The following is a 17,254-nucleotide window of genomic DNA, read 5'->3' on the forward strand; positions in this document are numbered from 1 at the left end:
CTGATTCCTTCCCTCTCTCATGAAATGGCTGCAGCATCACGCAATTCCGGCTAAAAGCCTCTCCACAGCCTCTGTCAGGGCCTTCACCTGAAAGGGTTTGGTAATATATCCGGAAAATCCCGTTTTCCGGGCCCGTTCGATGTCCGAGCGCTGGGCAAAAGCGCTGATCGCCAGCACGGGTATCGGACGGGTTAATTCGTCATTTTTGAGCTGGTCCATAGCTTCATATCCATTCAGGTCGGGCAGACCAATATCCAGAATAATCAGATCCGGCAGCATCTGCCGGGCGATCTGCAGACCAAGCGCTGCCGTCTCTGCTTTCAGCAACCGTACAGAAGGCAGGTTTTTTTTGAAGATATGGTGCATCAAAGCCATGTTGAGTTGATTATCTTCCACGTATAGCACTGTCTGCTTGTATTCTATCACCAGCTTGTCCCCCTAAATGTCCAGCGTAAGTCCTCTGATGAGACAGCCGAAAAAAATAAAAAGCCGAAGAAAGGGACCATTCCCCCTTCTCCGGCTCATGTTCGGCTCATTTGCATGTCCGACTCATTTCCGCCTCATATATGGTGATTACAGAAAAGTATAGGCTATTACGCTGGTATCTTTGTCGAAATCCCAATCCACGTAGATGTCGGCAAGCTCCTTGCCAAGCATCGGTGCAATCGTGGTGGTACCCTCCAAGTATCGTTTTTCCATCTTGCGTTTGGTTGTTTTGAGCGTGTTCTCATACCCGAGGCCGATCAGTTCCTTCTCCAGAGGAATCAGAATGCCTTCACGCTTAATAATCAGGGTGCGGGGACCCAGCCACCAGGAATCGGTATGGACCGGCTCCTTCTGCACCTTTCTGCTCACTTCGTTAATTTGGGCATGAACCTCATCCCGTCCGGCATAATCGTCAATGGCTACATCATCATTTTTGATAAGCGCAACGATTATTCCTGAAGCGTTATGTATCCCCCAATCATAAAAAAGCTCGCCGACCTCAATAGCCATCGTGTCCTTCAGGTAAGCTGAAAGCTCGGGAAGCAGCGATTTCATCAATAGCTCCCGTGTATACCGAAAAGCCTGTTCCTCTTCCTTGTTAAGCAAAAACCGCTCTACAGGTCCGATAAAATTTCGTATATGCAGTGCTATGCATTGCTTCCCGATAGAAGCATGTATAGACTCGGGTCCCTTCCCGAATCGCTCCCGAAGCAGTCTTCCTGCATAACTGGATAGTTGGCTAGTAAGTTCCGTAGTGCTCATTCAATTTCCTCCAGCAATTATATTCTTTTGTCTGTGTTTGCTAGTATGGGGAGAACTTACCTGCTGAAAGAAACGGTTAGTTCTCTTAAGTATAATATTATCCAACAACTTCGTATACAGTAAAATTAGTCTAGATTATTGACATTTTAAATTAAGTTGCGTACAATTAAATTACTATAAATTAATATGATGTATAATATGGAGGTTGAAACAGCAGTGAGTGTCTATCAATATAGTGCCCGCAGCATACGGGGCAAGGAAACCAGCCTGGAGCAATACAAGGATAAGGTGCTGCTCATTGTCAACACTGCCAGCAAATGCGGCTTCACCCCACAATATTCGGATCTGCAGAAGCTATACGAGAAATATCAGGACCAGGGGCTGCAGATTCTGGGTTTTCCCAGCAACCAGTTCGGGGAACAGGAGCCGGGCAGTAATGAAGAGGTTAATGTATTCTGTCAGATCAATTACGGGGTCAGCTTCCCTCTCTTCGAGAAAGTGGATGTTAAAGGAGAGCAGCAACATCCCCTATTCACCTATCTCACAGAACAGGCAGGGTTCGAAGGGTTTGATACCACGGATTCAAACGGTAAACTGCTGCACACTATGCTCCAGGAGCGTGAGCCTGCAGCGCTTGATAATGACGAAATCAAATGGAATTTCACCAAATTCCTGATTGACCGCCAAGGGAATGTTGTAAAACGCTACGAATCCCCCGTTGATCCGATGGATCTTGAACCGGCCATTCAGCAGCTGCTGTAGGCAAGCGGAGCCTCAAACAGGATTCCGGTTTTAGTTTTCTTTTTTATATAAGCATCCCCATTCCAGCCAATAAGAATTCCCTAATAAACAGTTCAAAAAAAGAGTGCCTGCGGCCAGCAGACACTCTTTTTTGATTTTTAGAGACGAACAAGCCTTACTTCCACCACTAAGCTTCTGTGAACACTCCGAAACCCTGACAAGCCATATCCAGCCAACCGATCATGTCAAAAATTATGCATATACCTCGGATCACGTATACTTTATTGCAACTGCCAGTCGCTGATATTGAAATCTTTTTTGGCCAGCTTCTCCTCCACCAGGAAGTTCTTCGTGCCCTCCAGCAGCTTTGTTCCCTCCTCAGTGAACGGCGTATCCTTGATGTCGCTGATCGGACTCACCTGCTTCACCAGCTCAGGGGTGGTATCGCCGATCTTGGCCAGGAACTGATAATACTCATCTTCATGCTGCTTCAGATCAGCCAGCGCCTTCTCACGGGCCGCATTCCACCATCTTTTGCTCTGTCAACAAAAATTCACAATTAGATCAGGTACCGCAGGTAGATATAGAGGCTTGAGATGACCATTGACAGCAGCATCAAGGGAAAGCCGACCTTCAAATATCTCATAAACGTGATGGGATATCCTTCTTTTGCCGCGAGGCCCGCTACAATAAGATTCGCACTCGCGCCGATCAGCGTCCCGTTACCACCCAGACATGCTCCAAGTGCGAGGCTCCACCACAATGGCTCCAGGTTGTGAATGCCCAGATTGCCCATCTCCTGAATCAGGGGAATCATTGTCGCTACAAATGGAATGTTGTCCAGAAAAGCAGAAGCTATCGCGCTCAGCCATAAAATCAGCATCGAGCTGGCTGCCAGGTTCCCGCCGGTAAGCTCCATGGCTTGGCCTGCCAGCTCTGCAATCACGCCTGTCTCCACGAGCCCTGATACAAGCACAAACAAACCGATAAAGAAAAAGATCGTCACCCATTCCACACTGGCAAAAGCCTTATGCAGCATCTTCTCTCCTCCGGTAAGGAGCAGCAGCAGAAAGGCCCCGGCCAGCGCCACTGTCGCCGACTCCAAATGAATCGCCTGATGCAGAAAAAAGCCGAGAATCGTCAGGCCCAGCACCCAAAGGCATCTGCGCAGCAGCTTGCGGTCCGTGATCATCGCCCGCTCGTCCATCTCCATCACACTCCGCTGCAGCTCGGGCGAAGTTTTCAGCTGCTTGCCGAACATGAGCAGAAACAGCGGCAAATACGCCAAAATGATGATCAGAATCACCGGAGTAAGGTTGCTGATAAATGACATGAACGTCAGCTCCTTCACGGCGCTGCCAATCATAATATTCGGCGGATCTCCTATCAGCGTTGCTGTTCCGCCTACGTTCGAGGCGATAATCTGCGACAGCAGAAAGGGCAGCGGGTGAATGCGCAGCTGCCTTGTAATACTGAAAGTGACCGGTACCATCAGCAGTACGGTCGTCACATTATCAAGGAAAGCGGAGGCCAGCGCGGTAACCAGCACCAGAGCCACCAATATTCGTTTGGGCTCCCCCTTGGCCAGCTTGGCCGCTTTTACCGCCACGTAACTGAACAAGCCTGTCTCTGCGGTAATCCCTACCATCATCATCATCCCTGCCAGCAGCCCAAGCGTATTGAAATCAATATGCTCAAGAGCGGTTTCCTGCGACACAATTCCCGCTGCAATCATAATCAGGGCTCCGAGCATCGCCAGAACCGTGCGGTGTACCTTCTCGGAAATAATCAATCCGTATGTAAGCAAAAATATCCCTATCGCCCAAATCCCTTGCTGTTCCATAATTCCTCCCGTTCAAATTTGCATTGCATGTGGTATACAATGTTAAAGCAGAGTCTGAATACAATCAACCTTATTGACAAATAGAGTAAATTTTCTTAAAATATTGGTGTGAGGGTCATCTCACAGTACAAAAGCAAAAAGTCGGAGATCCTCTACCGTACAAGTGAGGGATTGAAAAAGCCGGAGATTCTCAGCCGTATAAGTGGGAAACGGAAAAAGCCGGAGATCCTCTACCGTACAAGTGAGGGACTAAAAAAGAGTGTTAAGGGTAGCGTGATGCTACCCTTATTATTTTATTTGAGAGAGAAGTCGTCGTAAATGGGGATACATATAAAAATATGTGGAATTCATCCGGCTTATTTGGATTATCTACGGGCATACGATCCGCTCGTTAGTCTTGATCCAAAGCATAATCGGAAATTTGTAGGGATCATATTTGAAGTAAATGGTCATAAATATTATGCCCCGCTTTCTTCCCCTAAACCAAAGCATAGGACGATCCCGGACCGTGCGGTTGACGTCGTAAAAATTGACGGCGGAAAATTGGGTGTTATTAACCTGAATAACATGATCCCAGTTCATAAGTCGGCAATCATCGACATTGACATTTCTCATGTTGCAGACGTACAGTACCGTGGATTGTTAACTAATCAGGCATTATTTATCAGATCGAACGAACAAGCGATAAAGAAAAAAGCGAGCCGTTTGTATTCGATTGTAAAAAGTCAAAAACAGCCCAAACTTAATGCACGTTGTTGTAATTACATAGCGCTAGAGGCAGCTCTATTTGGATATAATATCGTGCCAGCAGCCTCTCAAGATGTTGCTGCGTCCAAAGAAGAATAGATTTATCTGTTAAGCCCCCTGTTAAGGAGGCTTTTTTTGCAATCCCGCTCGTAAACGAACCTGTCCCGCCCATAGCAAAAAGCGGCTCCCCCTCGCAGTGAGCCGCTTTTCACTCTATTCCTTATTGCATTCTAAGGCTCGCCGGTTCCTTGAACGCTGTCAGCTTCCCTTGGCTCTGCACAATAATCATCCCGCTCTCCAGCAGGGTAGGTCCAAACACTCGGCCTGAGGTTTGCAGCTGCAGGACAGGCTTCGCTGTAAGGAGATTAATCGCCATCAGCTTGCCGGAGGGCTCTGCCAGATACATGCCGTGACCCAGCAGGTCAAATCTGGCAATCTGTCCGCCTGAGGGATACGGCACCGGCGACTGATTAGCCGTCTTTATACCGTAAACAGCCTGAGCATTGCTGAAAAACACTCTTCCGTCATATGGACCTGCGGCGTAGTCCAGGGACAGCCCGCTGCCCGAAGCAGTGTATTTAATCGCTTTGACTTTGGAAGGGTCAGCCTCCAGAGGATAACTGTATAAGCTGTTTCCTTCCCCGATATAAATCTGTCCCCCGAGAAGCCAAGCCCTGCCCCCGCTGCTGATCACACCATTTACGGGCTCGGGATTGACCGGGTCAATATTTTTCGGGTTATACTCTGCCGTCTTCACCCGCTTGCCGGTTTTGGCATCCAAGCTGTCCAGGGTGGTCAAGGGCACCAGATCGATCAGATTGCTCAGCCGCTGAGACAACACTGTTCCATTCGCTGCCGTTAGCGGAAGAGCCTGGTTGTCTGCTTCCCATAGGTGCTTGCCTGTTGTCCGGTCAAAGGCATGCAAAACCATATACGTGTAAACCCCGGACGACGAATTTTGGGCAAATACCAGGTTGCCTTGGAATACCAGCGGGGAAAACAACGCTTCGCTGTAGTTATCCTTCCAGAGAAATTTGCCGTCCCCCAGACGGAAAGCCATAATATCGCTGTCTGCAGCATACAGCTGATCCTGATCAATGCTCAGCTTGCCTTTGGCTTTGACTGTGGAACTCCATTTGTTGCGGCCAGTGTCGGCATGCACGGCATATATCGTCCCCCCCTCAGAACGGGCATAGACTACCCCCTTCTGATAGAGCAGCGGGCCGAGAAGCTTGGCCCCATATTTCCAGGCTACCTTCCCCGTCTGCACATTGATCGCTACGGCCTGTCCTTTCTGAATGACATAGGCCTTCCCGCCTCCGGTAACTGCAGATCCCTGATTCATTGTTTCGTAATCCGCTGCCGCCGTATTCATATCCATAGTTTGGGTCCAGACGGTTTTGGCACCCGGAGTCGTCGCGGTCCAGTCATAATCACTGTTGTTTCCTATGTAAGAGGTATGCGAATCAGCCCAAGCCGAATGTACGGAGTACGGCGCAAACAGCAGGCTTAATCCGGCAATGATAGCGCAGGCCCTCTGCCTGACCTGTAATTTTTTCATCAAGCTATTCCTCCTTAGTTATGAGCCATTCCCATCGCCTTTCTCTAGACCCAGTATAACTTACCCTCTCCATAATTCAATAATTTCCCATTATACCTGCAGCCCCGCTCGAAATCCCATGGATGAAAACGGTAAAATCCAACACACTAAACCTAATCACCCCCTCAAACCGCGCATCAACAAACTTACGCTCATATACTTACATTTTGTAAGTCATTATGATACAATAACTTGTATTCCTCCTTTACGGACAAACGTACGGGCAAACTGCTCATCATGAGGTAATATTCTGAATAACAAGGGGTTAACAAGATGGACAAGCACACGAAAGAACAAGTACCGGAATTTGAATTTGGCCTATACACTTTAGGGGATATCGTAACCGACTGCCATACAGGGCAGCGGATCAGCCCGCAGCAGCGGATGAAAGAAGTCATAGAGGCGGCCAAGCTGGCCGATGAAGCGGGGCTTGATGTGTTTGGGGTGGGTGAGCATCACCGGCTGGATTTTGTCATTTCCTCCGTGCCGGTGGTGCTGGCCGCCATTTCCCAGGTGACCAGGCGGATCAAGCTCACCAGTGCGACAACGGTGCTGAGCACCATCGACCCCGTGCGGGTCTTCGAGGATTTCGCCACCCTTGACCTGCTGTCCGGCGGCCGGGCGGAAATCATCTCCGGCCGGGGTGCTTTTCTGGAGTCTTTTCCGCTGTTCGGGTATGATCTGGAAGACTACAAACAGCTCTTTACCGAGAATCTGGAGCTGCTGCTGCAGCTGAACCAGCGTGAAGTGATGAATTGGCAGGGGAATTTCCGCTCGTCGCTGAAGAATGCGGAAATAGCCCCACGCCCCTTGCAGCAGAAGCTTCCGCTCTGGGTCGGCATCGGCGGCTCCGCCGACAGCGCCGCACAGGCCGGAAGCCTTGGCGTTGGGATGGCGATTGCTATTCTCAGCGGCAGTCCGGAGCCGTTCCAGAACCTTGCCGATACCTACCGCCGGAGCGGAGCCGAAGCGGGACATGCCGCATCAGACCTGAAGATCGCCATCACCAGCCATGGATATATTGCCAAGACCTCACAACAGGCGCTGGACGAATATTACCCTTATTATTACAGCTACCGCAATGCCATCAGTCCGCATCCCGGTCAGGAGTACCGTGTCTCGCGCCGGGATTTTGGCCGCTTCGTATCTCCGGTCAATACACTGGCTGTCGGCAGCCCGCAGCAGATTATCGAAAAGATTCTCTACCAGCATGAGCTGTTCGGCCACAACCGCTTCATGACCCAGCTCGATATCGGCGGACTTCCGTATGCCAAGGTGGCAGCCGCTATTGAACTGCTTGCCACCGAGGTAGCTCCGGTTGTGCGGCGGGAAATTGCGAAGAAGAACAGCGGCATCTCTCCCGCGCGTGGACTTTGAACACCGGAATATTTACGTTTCCGACCGGTAGGATTTGCCAAGCTCTGGGCTCAAGCCAAAGTAATGGCGGAAATTATAGATCAGCGGGTTCCAGCTGGCCGGATCAATATGATGTTCACCGGCAACCAGTTCCTTATGGACATGCACTTGCACGCTTTGCGTCTCAACAATTGCAAAATGCGCTGCATCTTCCGGAATACGGATATGGTTCACCCGCGCTTCAATCTGGATCGGGCATTCAGCAATTCTGGCCGTTTGTACTCTAGTGGATTCGGCCTTTGTAAGTCCTGCGTAAGCAAATTTATCCTTTTCAAAAATAAATCCGGCCTCCTTCTTCTCAGCAGGAACCGGATTTTTTCCTGTGAGCCGGGCCAGCCCCTCCACCTGCTCCCACAGCGAAGCGTCAGGCAGATTAATCACGCACTCAGGCTTCCGCTGCAGGTTTTCCAGTGCTTTTCCGCCCGTCCCCAGGCCCAGAATAATATGCTCCCCCAAAGCCCATGAGGATGAAATCGGACTTATATTTACGGTCAGATCCTCATTGAGTGTCGTCAACAGGATGACCGGTGTCCCGTAATAAAGAATTTTGGGTTGTATAGTTACCGTCTGCCGGGGCTGCACAAAAGGATTCATCATCTTAAAATCTCCTCTGCAAATGTATTGATTGTATTGTAAAATAGAACTCTTACAATATTCATCGAAATATGGAATGCAGAAGGAGGCTATACCATGCAAGCCAATCCAGCCGTTGCCCAAGTGGCATCCCTGATCACAGAACCGTCCCGGGCAAGCATTCTGACCGCTTTGATGGGCGGCGGTCTCCACCCGGCCTCAGCGCTGGCTTCTGCCGCCGGGATCAAACCCCAAACCGCCAGCTTCCATCTCGGCAAGATGGCGGAAGGCGGCATACTTACCGTTCATACCCAGGGCAGACACCGTTATTATGGCATCTCCAGTCCGGAAATCGCCCAGGTGATAGAACTGCTGCTGTCGATCTCGCCCCCGGTGAAGGTCAGCTCACTCCGCCACTCCGTACAGGATCAGGCCATGCGTCATGCCAGAACCTGCTACGACCATCTGGCGGGAAAATTCGGGGTGCAGTTAACGGAGGCTTTGCGGCTTGAGGGGATTATTGCTGAGGAAGCGAACGGCTTCTCCGTTACAGCCCAGGGAGAGCACGCCTTGAAGAGGCTGGGAATAGATCTGGACCAGGTAAAAAAATGCCGGCGCGCTTTTGCCCCCAAATGCCTGGACTGGAGCGAAAGACGTCATCATCTTGCGGGGGCACTGGGCGCTGCTATCCTTCAACTTTTGCTGGACCGCCAGTGGGTGAACCGGCTCCCGCAGACGAGAGCGGTTGTTATAACCGCAGACGGCCAAAAAGGACTGGCAGCTGCATTTCCGCTGACCTTTTCAGTTCCTGTGTGACGAATTCTGCCCGCCTGCCAAGCAGAAACGGATTCGCCGCCCTTGGCCGGATAAGGTAGTTGTTTGGGGTTTCAGTTGGCTTCGCCTGGAGAACTCTGTTATAAATCCTTCGGCAATCCCAAGTGGAAAAAGGATCACTATTTTGCTTAAGCCCCCCTATTCTCCGCAGGTGAGGTGGAAAAAGGGTAACTAATTTAGCACATTTCGCCCTTTATCAGGAAATGTGGCCCAATTAAGCTCCCTTTTTCCACTTCAAGCTCACAATTGTTGATTTTGGGGAGAAATAAGTTCCCTTTTTCCAACTAGCACTGCTTCCCTGCTTCTTCGCAAGCGCCAGTTGGAAAAAGGCGATCGAATCCGGCTTAGCAAACAGCATACAAAATTCTGGCGTAATAATTTCAGAACAAAATTACTCCTGACCGGTGAATAACAACACGGAACTTACGGGCGCAGGGATTCCCCACCGCTCCAATATCAACGGGGCATGCTGAAGACGGATCGTTGTACTATAGACAGGCTTAGCATCTTTCGGCTTGCTTAGAGCTCATATTGTTATACCACATGCGCAACTCTTGCCCAGAGTATTGTTAAACCACATACACAACCTTGCCCAAAAGTCAGTTAAGACATGCTTTGGGAGCCGTATGATTATGGTGTTAGTCATTCTGCGGACACGATGAGCTCCCTTCACGATCTATCCGCAGCCGTTGCGGACAGGAAAGCCGTTATGGATAGAAGCTTCGCCTAGGCTCAATCGGACGATATAACGGCTCCTGAGTCCGTATCCGCTGAAAAAACAAGGTTTTAGGCAAAATAAGGGCTCCTCAGTCCGCTCCCTCGTATTTAAGGGGTATTCTCACGAATACTCACTCATTCGCAGGATCTCATCACAATGAAGTGGTGGAGAAGGTTAGTTTGGGGTGGAAAGGGAACCAACTTCTAAGATATCCGTATTTTTTGACAATGTATAATTTCAATATATAAAAAAAAGGCCCCGACATGAACCGGGGGCCCTATTTACGGTTAAGCAAACGAAGGTTTGTTATTATCAACCTTCCCGCTGATGAGTTTCTTGTATTCGTCATCTCCACCTTCAAGCGAAGGCGCAATATAGACATTGATGGCTGAAGGCGAAAGATTAGTGGGACTTCCGGTCCCTGCCTTGCGCTTCGTGCGGCCTTTGGCGCCTCTGCTGCTGCCGTTTGCGGTTCGGCGGACAGCACTGGACAAACTTACTGCATTCTTCATGTTCTTCATCGTGTCAGTCCCCTCCCACTAAATGATTGACGGTACGGAACAAATCCCGGTTGTACGCCACGACCTCGGTCAGATCCTCCGCAGATAATCCGTCGCTTCCGGAAAAATGCACAGAAAGGACATGCCTCTCACCTAAAGGATAGCATAGGATATAGACCTCAGCAACTTCTGTACGCTGAAAAAAGGTCCATTCCTTGGTCAGAAAAGCCTCTAGCACACCTGGACGGGAGCCCTTTTCTTCGTTCGGTGAAAATGGATAGGAATGCCCGCGTCCCACATTTCCGCCGACCTGCACCAGAGCTTCCTGCCCGCGGGCCTGCCACATGGCAGCACCGATCACCCGGCAGTGCTTGGGAGGCAGGAACGAATTGCGGACCGCTTCGCTGAGCGCCTGGTAATTTTCACGGTCCTCCGGAGAAGTCACATTACTATTATATTGCCAGAAGAAGTGAAGGATACTTTCTTTTCGCCTAAGCTCAAGCTTCAGCTGCTCCAGCTCCTGCTGGGGATCGCGGAAGCTGCCGAGCGCCTGAATGCTGTCGATGATCTTGCCGCAGCTGACATCCACAGCAGCCACGGGGTTCTCATGCTGCCATTCGTATTCCAGAGGCGTAAGTCCTGACAAATCCGAGAGCAGATGATATTCCTCAATATTCTCGCCGGGAATCAGATCCTTGCGGACCGGAACCTGGTCCGGCAGCAGGCAGAAGACGCGGCTCCGCCGCAGCCTCGCCCAGAACAGCCCCATTTCAAACTGTGTATTGTCACGGGTCACATAATAATATTTGCCGCGGATCCTCGCTACATCATCCGGCGAGAATACAAATACGGCAAAATCACTCTCATCCAGATGACGTTCGAGCGCTTCCATGGTGTATTCGTTTGCCCGGAAGGCATTGGCATACCACGGATTCACCTGGGCCTCCCGCTTCAGCTGCTCGTGGATGGCCCGCGCGTAACGGATAGATTCTCTTGAAGATCCAATGAATAATTTCGGTCTGGTCACGTCGGCACTCCTTTGTCGGCTTCCAATATGTAACAATTATACAGGTGAATGCAATTCTGGAACAGAGGCTGTTTTTCTTTTAAAATTTTAAGAGTCTGCTGTTTCCCTCCGACAGGAACGGGTAATAAACCTTTAACCTATTTCTGAAACGAGGATCTTACATAATATGAAAAAAACCTTATCCACTGCCATGCTGGCAGTCACTTTATTACTGTCCAACCCTGGACATCCTGAATCAGCCCATGCAGCCGGAGCCTACACGGCAAAGGTCTACGCCTCTTCGCTGAATGTGCGCAGTGAACCGGCCGCAAGCGCGTCTGTGACCGGAACGCTGAAAAGCGGAGCGCTGGTAACTGTAACGGACGAGCAGCACGGCTGGCTTAAGGTGCGGGCGGGTTCGGTCTCCGGCTGGGTTGCCGGGTACTATCTTAAGCGAACCGGCGGAACAGCTGGTCCAGCGTCCGGGAACGCAGCCGGGGCCGCTTCCGTGAAGACCTCAAGCCGCTCCTCCGGCAGTGCCGGCGGAACCGTACAGGTCACCGCTTCATCGCTGCGGATCAGGGGAGGCCCGGGAACGGGTTATAAAGTGCTGGGCTCCTTAAAAGAAGGGGATTCCGTCACAGTTCTGCTGCGTCAGGGAGATTGGGCGCGGATCCGCACCACGGGCGGAGAGGTCGGCTGGGTAGCAGGGCAGTATATTGCCAGAGGAGCCTCAAGCACAGGGAATACAGGAAACACGGGGAGCACAGGGAGCACCTGGAACAGCGGGAGCAGCAATCGCTCCGGAAGCATCCGCGGCAAGCTGATTGTCATTGATCCCGGACATGGGGGCAGTGACCCGGGAATGCTGGGCACAAGCTACGACACAATGGAGAAGGATTTGACACTGCAGACGGCTTTTTATGTGCGCGATTATCTGCGGGCAAAAGGGGCAAGGGTGGAGCTGACCCGCACGCGGGGGAACCAGAAGCCCTCCCTGTCACGGCGGGTGCAGATCGGGCAGCAGCTCCGGGCGGATGCTTTTGTCAGCATTCATTACAATTCTTCCCCGAAGAAGGTGTCGGGGACACTCACCTTTTTTTATTCGGAAAATAATGATCTGCGGCTGGCCCGCTCCATCGAGAACCGGCTCCGGCAGGGCATTGGTCTGAAGTCCAACGGCTTGTCTTTCGGGGACTATCACATTCTGCGGGAAAACAGCCTCCCGGCGACGCTGGTGGAGCTGGGATTTCTGAGCAACCGTTCTGACGAATCCATCGTCCGCACAGCGTCATATCAGAAAAAAGCAGCCAAGGCCATCGCCGACGGGCTGGCGGATTATTTTGACTAAATACAGAGGTTCCCTGCTTGCTACTCGATACTGATCTCCTTGATCTTAATCGTATTCAGCTTGCTGAGGTCAATATATTCATCATCGACTTTAACTAAAGGGGTCTCAATATCGTGGGGATTCAAGTAGACGATTTCACCGACCCGCCCATCGGTCAGAATAACCTCGCGGCCAACCGTCCGCTTCACAATATTCTCCAGGAATACCGAGACAATATGCGGGTCCAGCGCACCAAAGCTGCCTCTTCTCATCTGGTCAACGATGATATGGAAGGGCACAGGCTCATGATAGGGACGTCTGGAGGACATCGCATGAAAGATATCGGCGACGGCGACGATTTTGGCGTAGGCATCGATCTGTTCTTCCTTCAGCCCCAGCGGATACCCCCTGCCGTCATTCCGTTCATGGTGCTGCAGCGCCGTCAGCGTGATATGGGAGTTCGCTCCCGTGGTTTCCTTGAGCATTTCGTAGCCCAGAATCGTATGCTTCTTAACTAACTCATATTCATCCGGGGTTAGCTTGCCCGGTTTGTTCAAAATCTCGGAAGGGATTTTCAGCTTGCCGATATCATGCAGGGTTGCGGCCAGGGACAGCACCGACAGATCCGATTCGCTCATATTCAACCATCTGCCGATCAGTGTCGACAATACACCTACTCCGATGTTGTGCTGGTATGTATAGTCGTCCTTGCCCTGAATCGCATCAAATAACGCAAATATATCGGAATGACGGGATATTTCCTGAATCGCAGGCACAACTTCCTTCCGGATATCCGCGAGCGGAACCTTGCGGGAGATCCGGAAGGACTCAAATAAATCCTTCGATTTATTCACCACGTCGTAAGCCAGCTCCTTGCAGGAAGGTGCTTGTCCCTCTTCACCCGCAAAGATGATGTCGAGAATATTGATTTTTTGCTTGCGGATCAGCTCCAAATGTTCAGCATTCAGAATGCTGTTCGCGGGAATTACCGTTACCCCGTAGGAATTGATCAAGTCATTTTTTATTTTTTTGCCTAAATACCTTTCCATACCCCGTCCTCCCGAATCAACCGAATGAATAATTCCCTTATCTTTACTATCGGTCAAAAGCTGGAAATGCTGAAAGGGTTAAAACTGGAAAAATTGTTATGGACTCTCTCCCTGCTTGCGGTATTCCCTGGGCGATTGCCCGGTAGACTTCTTAAATACACGGCTGAAATATTTCTCATCCTCATAGCCGACCAGCTCCGAGATTTGCGACAGCCGCAGATTCGTATTCTGCAGCAGTGTTTTGGCTTTGTCTACCCGGAGGCCGGTCAAATAATCGGACAGATTCTCCCCTGTAATCTGCTTGAACTTCCGCGAGACATTCTCCCTGCTGATAAAAAAGCGTTCCGCAATATGCTGCAATGTCATATCCCGGGCATAGTTCTGCTGGAGATACTGCCGGATCTCCTCGACAAGCCAGCTGTCCGGCGTCTGGGCATTTCCCTCCGTCAGGCGCTGGAGCAATGTCTTGAGCTGGCTCCGCCAGTTCTCCACAGAAAAAAGCCCTTCGCTGTCATAGCAAAGCTCAAACGAAATCTCCCCGTCCGGCCGCAAGCGGCGGAGGACTTCCGAGATCTCCGCCTGAAGCTGCTGGAACTGGCTCTCCGTAAGCAGCGGCAGACCCGCCAGCTGATCTGACCACTCATCCACGACACGTTCCATTTTGTCCAGATCACCGGAGAGGACAGCGATTCTTAGCTTGTCCAACTGCGTTTCATATGCGTAGTTCTTTTCAGAACTACCTGTTCCAGACTGCTCCTGGAACAGATGAATCCGTCCTTCCCGCTGCAGCAGATTCCGCTCGCCCAGACTCTGCCGCGCCTGGCGGAAAGCCCTTTGCAGCCCTTCCGGAAAAGCAACCGGAAGGCTGAGGCCGATATCCATCTGCACGCCGTAAGTCTGTCTAATGGACTCGTTAATACGGTGCATCTCTTCTTCCGCCTCAGCAACAGCACTCCACAGCAGAAGAACAATATCCGCTCCGCCCTGCCAGCTGCGGAAGGCGAAGCCGTTCTGCTTGGGGGCCAGCACCTCGTTGCAGACATTCGCAAGCACGAATGAGGTCAGCCCCACATCGCCCTGAAATCTGTGCAGCAGCCGGCAGTCTGCCCCCTGGAGCGAGATGAGCGCAACCCGGCATTCAGCCACGAATAACGGCATACCCAATTCTTCACACAGTGAATTTCTTACTTCCTGAAAAGAAGCCTGCCCCGCCACCAGATCCGATAGCATCTTATCCCAGTAGAGCGGCCGCAGCACATTCAGCTGCATATTCTGGCGGTGCGCCTGGTGCCGCTCCTGTTCTTCCTCCAACCACAGCTTGAAGGCATGTTCAGCGGCGGCGATCAGCTGCTTGCTGTTCAGCGGCTTCAGCAAATAATCCGTTCCGCCGTAGACAATCGCCGGCTTCACATAGTTGAAGTCCTGATAGCCGCTGATTACGATAGTTTTGGTATGCGGATAATGGCTGTGCAGCCACTCCAGCAGCTCTGCTCCATCCATGAGCGGCATCCGCATATCCGTAAAGACAATCGCAGGCTGCTGTTCCTGCATGATCCGCATCGCTTCCTGCCCGTTCGACGCCTCATAAATATCTGTAATATGATACTTCTCCCACGGAACAAAATAGCGGATGGCCTCCCGCACATGCTTCTCATCATCTACGATCAGCACCTTCATTGTCCGCCGCCCCTTTCTGTAAGTGATTTATATGCTATCCAGCGGAATAAGGAGTGTAACGGTTACGCCGCTGTCCTCATTTCCGCTCAGGAGCAGCTGCGCCCCGCTGCTCATCTGCAGGCGGAGCCGGGCAAGCACATTGTACAGCCCGATCTCCTCACGCTCCGTTCTGCCGCTCTCTGCCAGTCCGGCCAAGATGGCTTCCAGCCGTTCCGGCGCAATTCCTTTGCCGTTATCCTTGACGGCAAGCATTAACCGGCCTTGGCCATCCAGCGCACACCTGATGGAGATGACCCCGCCCTGGATGCCGTCCGCGAAGCCGTGCTTGAAAATATTTTCCACAATCGGCTGCAGAATCATTTTGGGCACCACCACATCCAGCGCCTCCTCCTCCGCATCGACATCCAGGCGCAGATTCTCTTCACCGAACCGTTCCGTCTGCAGGATGACATAGTTCTGCACATGCTCGATTTCATCGCGGAGCGGGACCTGCGTGCGTTCAGTATTCATCGAATAACGCATCATGCTGCCAAGGGAATAGATGAGATCATACACCTTGGGCGCATTGTACCGCAAAGACAAGCTGGCGATGGACTGCAGGGCATTATACAGGAAATGCGGATTGACCTGAGCCTGCAGCGCCTTCAGCTGGTTGGTTTTATTCGCCAGTTCCAGCTTGTACTCATTGAGAATCAAATCGTTGATCGTCCGGGTCATCCCCGTAATCTTGCGCGTCAGCAGGCCGAATTCATCCTCCCGTTCCACATCCATACGCGCATCCAGCTGTCCGATCTGCACCTTCTGGGTGAAGGAGATCAGCTTCTTGATCGGTCTGGTGAAGCCAATAGAGATAAGCACTGCGCTGATTCCGCCCACGAGCAGAAACAATATACCAATACCTGTATTGAACCGGGTGATAACCCGGGCATCTTCGTACAGATCCTCATAGGGAACAAGCTTGATAATGCTGCCTTTGAACAACGGGTCCTCAATATGCCGGTACATGACAATCCCCTTAAAACCGTCCCTTTTCCAGGTAAAATGACCGCTGCTGCTGTTCCCGGGAAGCTGGCTCCAGCCCGCCTTAACCGGCTTGCCGATCCAATCGGGATCAGATGCGAATAACGCTTGCCCCTGATCATTTAACACATACAGGCGTTCCGTATCGGAATTGTACATGGATTTGACAATCCCCTCCAGCTCTGCAAGGCGATAGTCAATCGACAGGTCGGCCAGAACGTCGGAGCTTGGGGTCTTGTAAATTGGAAAATGGGCTGTAAATACCGGTTCAATCCCCGGCTTCAAATTAGGAAAACCGGACCTTATCCCATACTGGTGCTCTATATGGGTGACCTCGATGTAGGGGCGGTACGTCCCATCAAGGTGCTCACCCAAAGCATAGCGGCTGTTAGCCTCCTGGCGGAAATACCCGCCCCGCAGCAGATTGGACTGCTGCGCTGCCCGCACATACAGATGAATCTGAAAAGTATTCCGGTCCGAGAGAAACAGGTTGGAAAGCTGGGTGGAGATCACAGCCCGGTTATCCGGGACTGCGGAGCCGGGCGTAGCATCCTGCTTGCTTTTGGAGGTGAGCAGAACGGTATAAAAAGAGCTGGGCACATTGATTCCGCTGTACAGCGACATCGCCCGCTGATTCATACCGCTGAAGTAGCTGCTCAGGTTGGCCTCCCCGAGCGTCAGCAGCTTCGTATTCTGCTTCACGGACTGCTCCGTGACCGATTCCTTGGTATAGAGATAAGAGAACGTAACTGAAATCGCTGATGGAATCACAGAGGCCAGCAGCACAAGCGCCATCAGCCGGGTCCGTATGCTGTTTTTGAACATGCTTTGTCCTCCTGTAGGTTTTGCCGAAGGTTACTTCTTCACGTATACTACTGTGCCGAATATCCGCTGCGCAAGCATCCCTGCAATATAATCCACTTTTATCATCATCAAATTGAGTGTTAGTCAT

General features: G+C 51.3%; 16 protein-coding genes. 5 read left to right on the plus strand and 11 right to left on the minus strand.

Features of this window, described 5'->3' with window-relative positions:
• Window positions 1–36: 36 nt before the first annotated feature.
• Window positions 37–426, minus strand: a complete 390-nt coding sequence (locus PRIO_RS29445) for a response regulator (RefSeq protein WP_020429521.1) — start codon at window positions 424–426, stop codon at window positions 37–39.
• Window positions 427–573: 147 nt separating this feature from the next.
• Window positions 574–1,248 (minus strand): Na-translocating system protein MpsC family protein, encoded by a 675-nt coding sequence (locus PRIO_RS29450; RefSeq protein WP_020429520.1) that lies wholly within the window; start codon window positions 1,246–1,248, stop codon window positions 574–576.
• A gap of 216 nt (window positions 1,249–1,464) precedes the next feature.
• Here PRIO_RS29450 and PRIO_RS29455 point away from each other — a divergent pair, with 216 nt between their 5' ends.
• On the plus strand, window positions 1,465–2,010 hold the full coding sequence (locus tag PRIO_RS29455; RefSeq protein ID WP_020429519.1) for a glutathione peroxidase: 546 nt from the start codon (window positions 1,465–1,467) through the stop codon (window positions 2,008–2,010).
• 260 nt (window positions 2,011–2,270) lie between these two features.
• Here the strand turns inward: PRIO_RS29455 and PRIO_RS36475 are convergent, their stop codons facing one another.
• Together PRIO_RS36475 and PRIO_RS29460 are read right to left on the minus strand one after the other, a co-directional pair.
• Complete coding sequence (locus tag PRIO_RS36475; RefSeq protein ID WP_231869775.1) at window positions 2,271–2,417, minus strand: hypothetical protein; 147 nt, start codon at window positions 2,415–2,417, stop codon at window positions 2,271–2,273.
• A gap of 131 nt (window positions 2,418–2,548) precedes the next feature.
• Complete coding sequence (locus PRIO_RS29460) at window positions 2,549–3,832, minus strand: ArsB/NhaD family transporter (RefSeq protein WP_020429516.1); 1,284 nt, start codon at window positions 3,830–3,832, stop codon at window positions 2,549–2,551.
• Between the two features lie 318 nt (window positions 3,833–4,150).
• On the opposite strand from PRIO_RS29460, the gene PRIO_RS29465 reads away from it, so the two are divergent.
• Window positions 4,151–4,678 carry a type III toxin-antitoxin system ToxN/AbiQ family toxin gene (locus PRIO_RS29465; protein ID WP_020429515.1) on the plus strand — a complete coding sequence of 176 codons (528 nt, stop codon included), beginning with the start codon at window positions 4,151–4,153 and terminating at the stop codon, window positions 4,676–4,678.
• A gap of 121 nt (window positions 4,679–4,799) precedes the next feature.
• On the opposite strand, the gene PRIO_RS29470 is transcribed toward PRIO_RS29465, so the two are convergent.
• Window positions 4,800–6,140 carry a PQQ-like beta-propeller repeat protein gene (locus PRIO_RS29470; protein ID WP_020429514.1) on the minus strand — a complete coding sequence of 447 codons (1,341 nt, stop codon included), beginning with the start codon at window positions 6,138–6,140 and terminating at the stop codon, window positions 4,800–4,802.
• A 312-nt stretch (window positions 6,141–6,452) separates the two neighbouring features.
• On the opposite strand from PRIO_RS29470, the gene PRIO_RS29475 reads away from it, so the two are divergent.
• Complete coding sequence (locus PRIO_RS29475; RefSeq protein WP_020429513.1) at window positions 6,453–7,556, plus strand: LLM class flavin-dependent oxidoreductase; 1,104 nt, start codon at window positions 6,453–6,455, stop codon at window positions 7,554–7,556.
• A gap of 12 nt (window positions 7,557–7,568) precedes the next feature.
• On the opposite strand, the gene PRIO_RS29480 is transcribed toward PRIO_RS29475, so the two are convergent.
• Window positions 7,569–8,189 carry a flavin reductase family protein gene (locus PRIO_RS29480; RefSeq protein ID WP_039789205.1) on the minus strand — a complete coding sequence of 207 codons (621 nt, stop codon included), beginning with the start codon at window positions 8,187–8,189 and terminating at the stop codon, window positions 7,569–7,571.
• Between the two features lie 96 nt (window positions 8,190–8,285).
• Here PRIO_RS29480 and PRIO_RS29485 point away from each other — a divergent pair, with 96 nt between their 5' ends.
• The gene (locus PRIO_RS29485; RefSeq protein WP_020429509.1) at window positions 8,286–8,984 is read left to right on the plus strand and encodes an ArsR/SmtB family transcription factor; all 699 of its coding nucleotides are present in this window, start codon (window positions 8,286–8,288) and stop codon (window positions 8,982–8,984) included.
• Window positions 8,985–10,007: 1,023 nt separating this feature from the next.
• Here PRIO_RS29485 and PRIO_RS29490 read toward each other — a convergent pair.
• The gene (locus tag PRIO_RS29490) at window positions 10,008–10,241 is read right to left on the minus strand and encodes a hypothetical protein (RefSeq protein WP_020425662.1); all 234 of its coding nucleotides are present in this window, start codon (window positions 10,239–10,241) and stop codon (window positions 10,008–10,010) included.
• A 4-nt stretch (window positions 10,242–10,245) separates the two neighbouring features.
• Window positions 10,246–11,247 carry a TIR domain-containing protein gene (locus PRIO_RS29495; protein ID WP_020425661.1) on the minus strand — a complete coding sequence of 334 codons (1,002 nt, stop codon included), beginning with the start codon at window positions 11,245–11,247 and terminating at the stop codon, window positions 10,246–10,248.
• Window positions 11,248–11,413: 166 nt separating this feature from the next.
• Between PRIO_RS29495 and PRIO_RS29500 the strand changes: the two genes are divergently transcribed.
• Window positions 11,414–12,577: an N-acetylmuramoyl-L-alanine amidase family protein gene (locus PRIO_RS29500; RefSeq protein WP_020425660.1), complete on the plus strand. Its 1,164-nt coding sequence runs from the start codon at window positions 11,414–11,416 to the stop codon at window positions 12,575–12,577.
• Window positions 12,578–12,597: 20 nt separating this feature from the next.
• Here the strand turns inward: PRIO_RS29500 and PRIO_RS29505 are convergent, their stop codons facing one another.
• The 3 genes from PRIO_RS29505 to PRIO_RS29515 all read right to left on the minus strand — a co-directional run bounded on the left by PRIO_RS29505 (window position 12,598) and on the right by PRIO_RS29515 (window position 17,127).
• Window positions 12,598–13,605, minus strand: coding sequence for an HD-GYP domain-containing protein (locus PRIO_RS29505; protein ID WP_020425659.1), 1,008 nt, complete (start codon window positions 13,603–13,605; stop codon window positions 12,598–12,600).
• 96 nt (window positions 13,606–13,701) lie between these two features.
• A complete protein-coding gene (locus PRIO_RS29510) occupies window positions 13,702–15,282 on the minus strand; it encodes a response regulator (RefSeq protein ID WP_020425658.1) in 1,581 nt (526 codons plus the stop codon).
• Window positions 15,283–15,309: 27 nt separating this feature from the next.
• Window positions 15,310–17,127 carry a sensor histidine kinase gene (locus PRIO_RS29515; protein ID WP_020425657.1) on the minus strand — a complete coding sequence of 606 codons (1,818 nt, stop codon included), beginning with the start codon at window positions 17,125–17,127 and terminating at the stop codon, window positions 15,310–15,312.
• Between the last annotated feature and the right edge of the window lie 127 nt (window positions 17,128–17,254).

Origin of the sequence: Paenibacillus riograndensis SBR5 (assembly GCF_000981585.1) — a bacterium.
Classification (GTDB): domain Bacteria; phylum Bacillota; class Bacilli; order Paenibacillales; family Paenibacillaceae; genus Paenibacillus_AQ; species Paenibacillus_AQ riograndensis.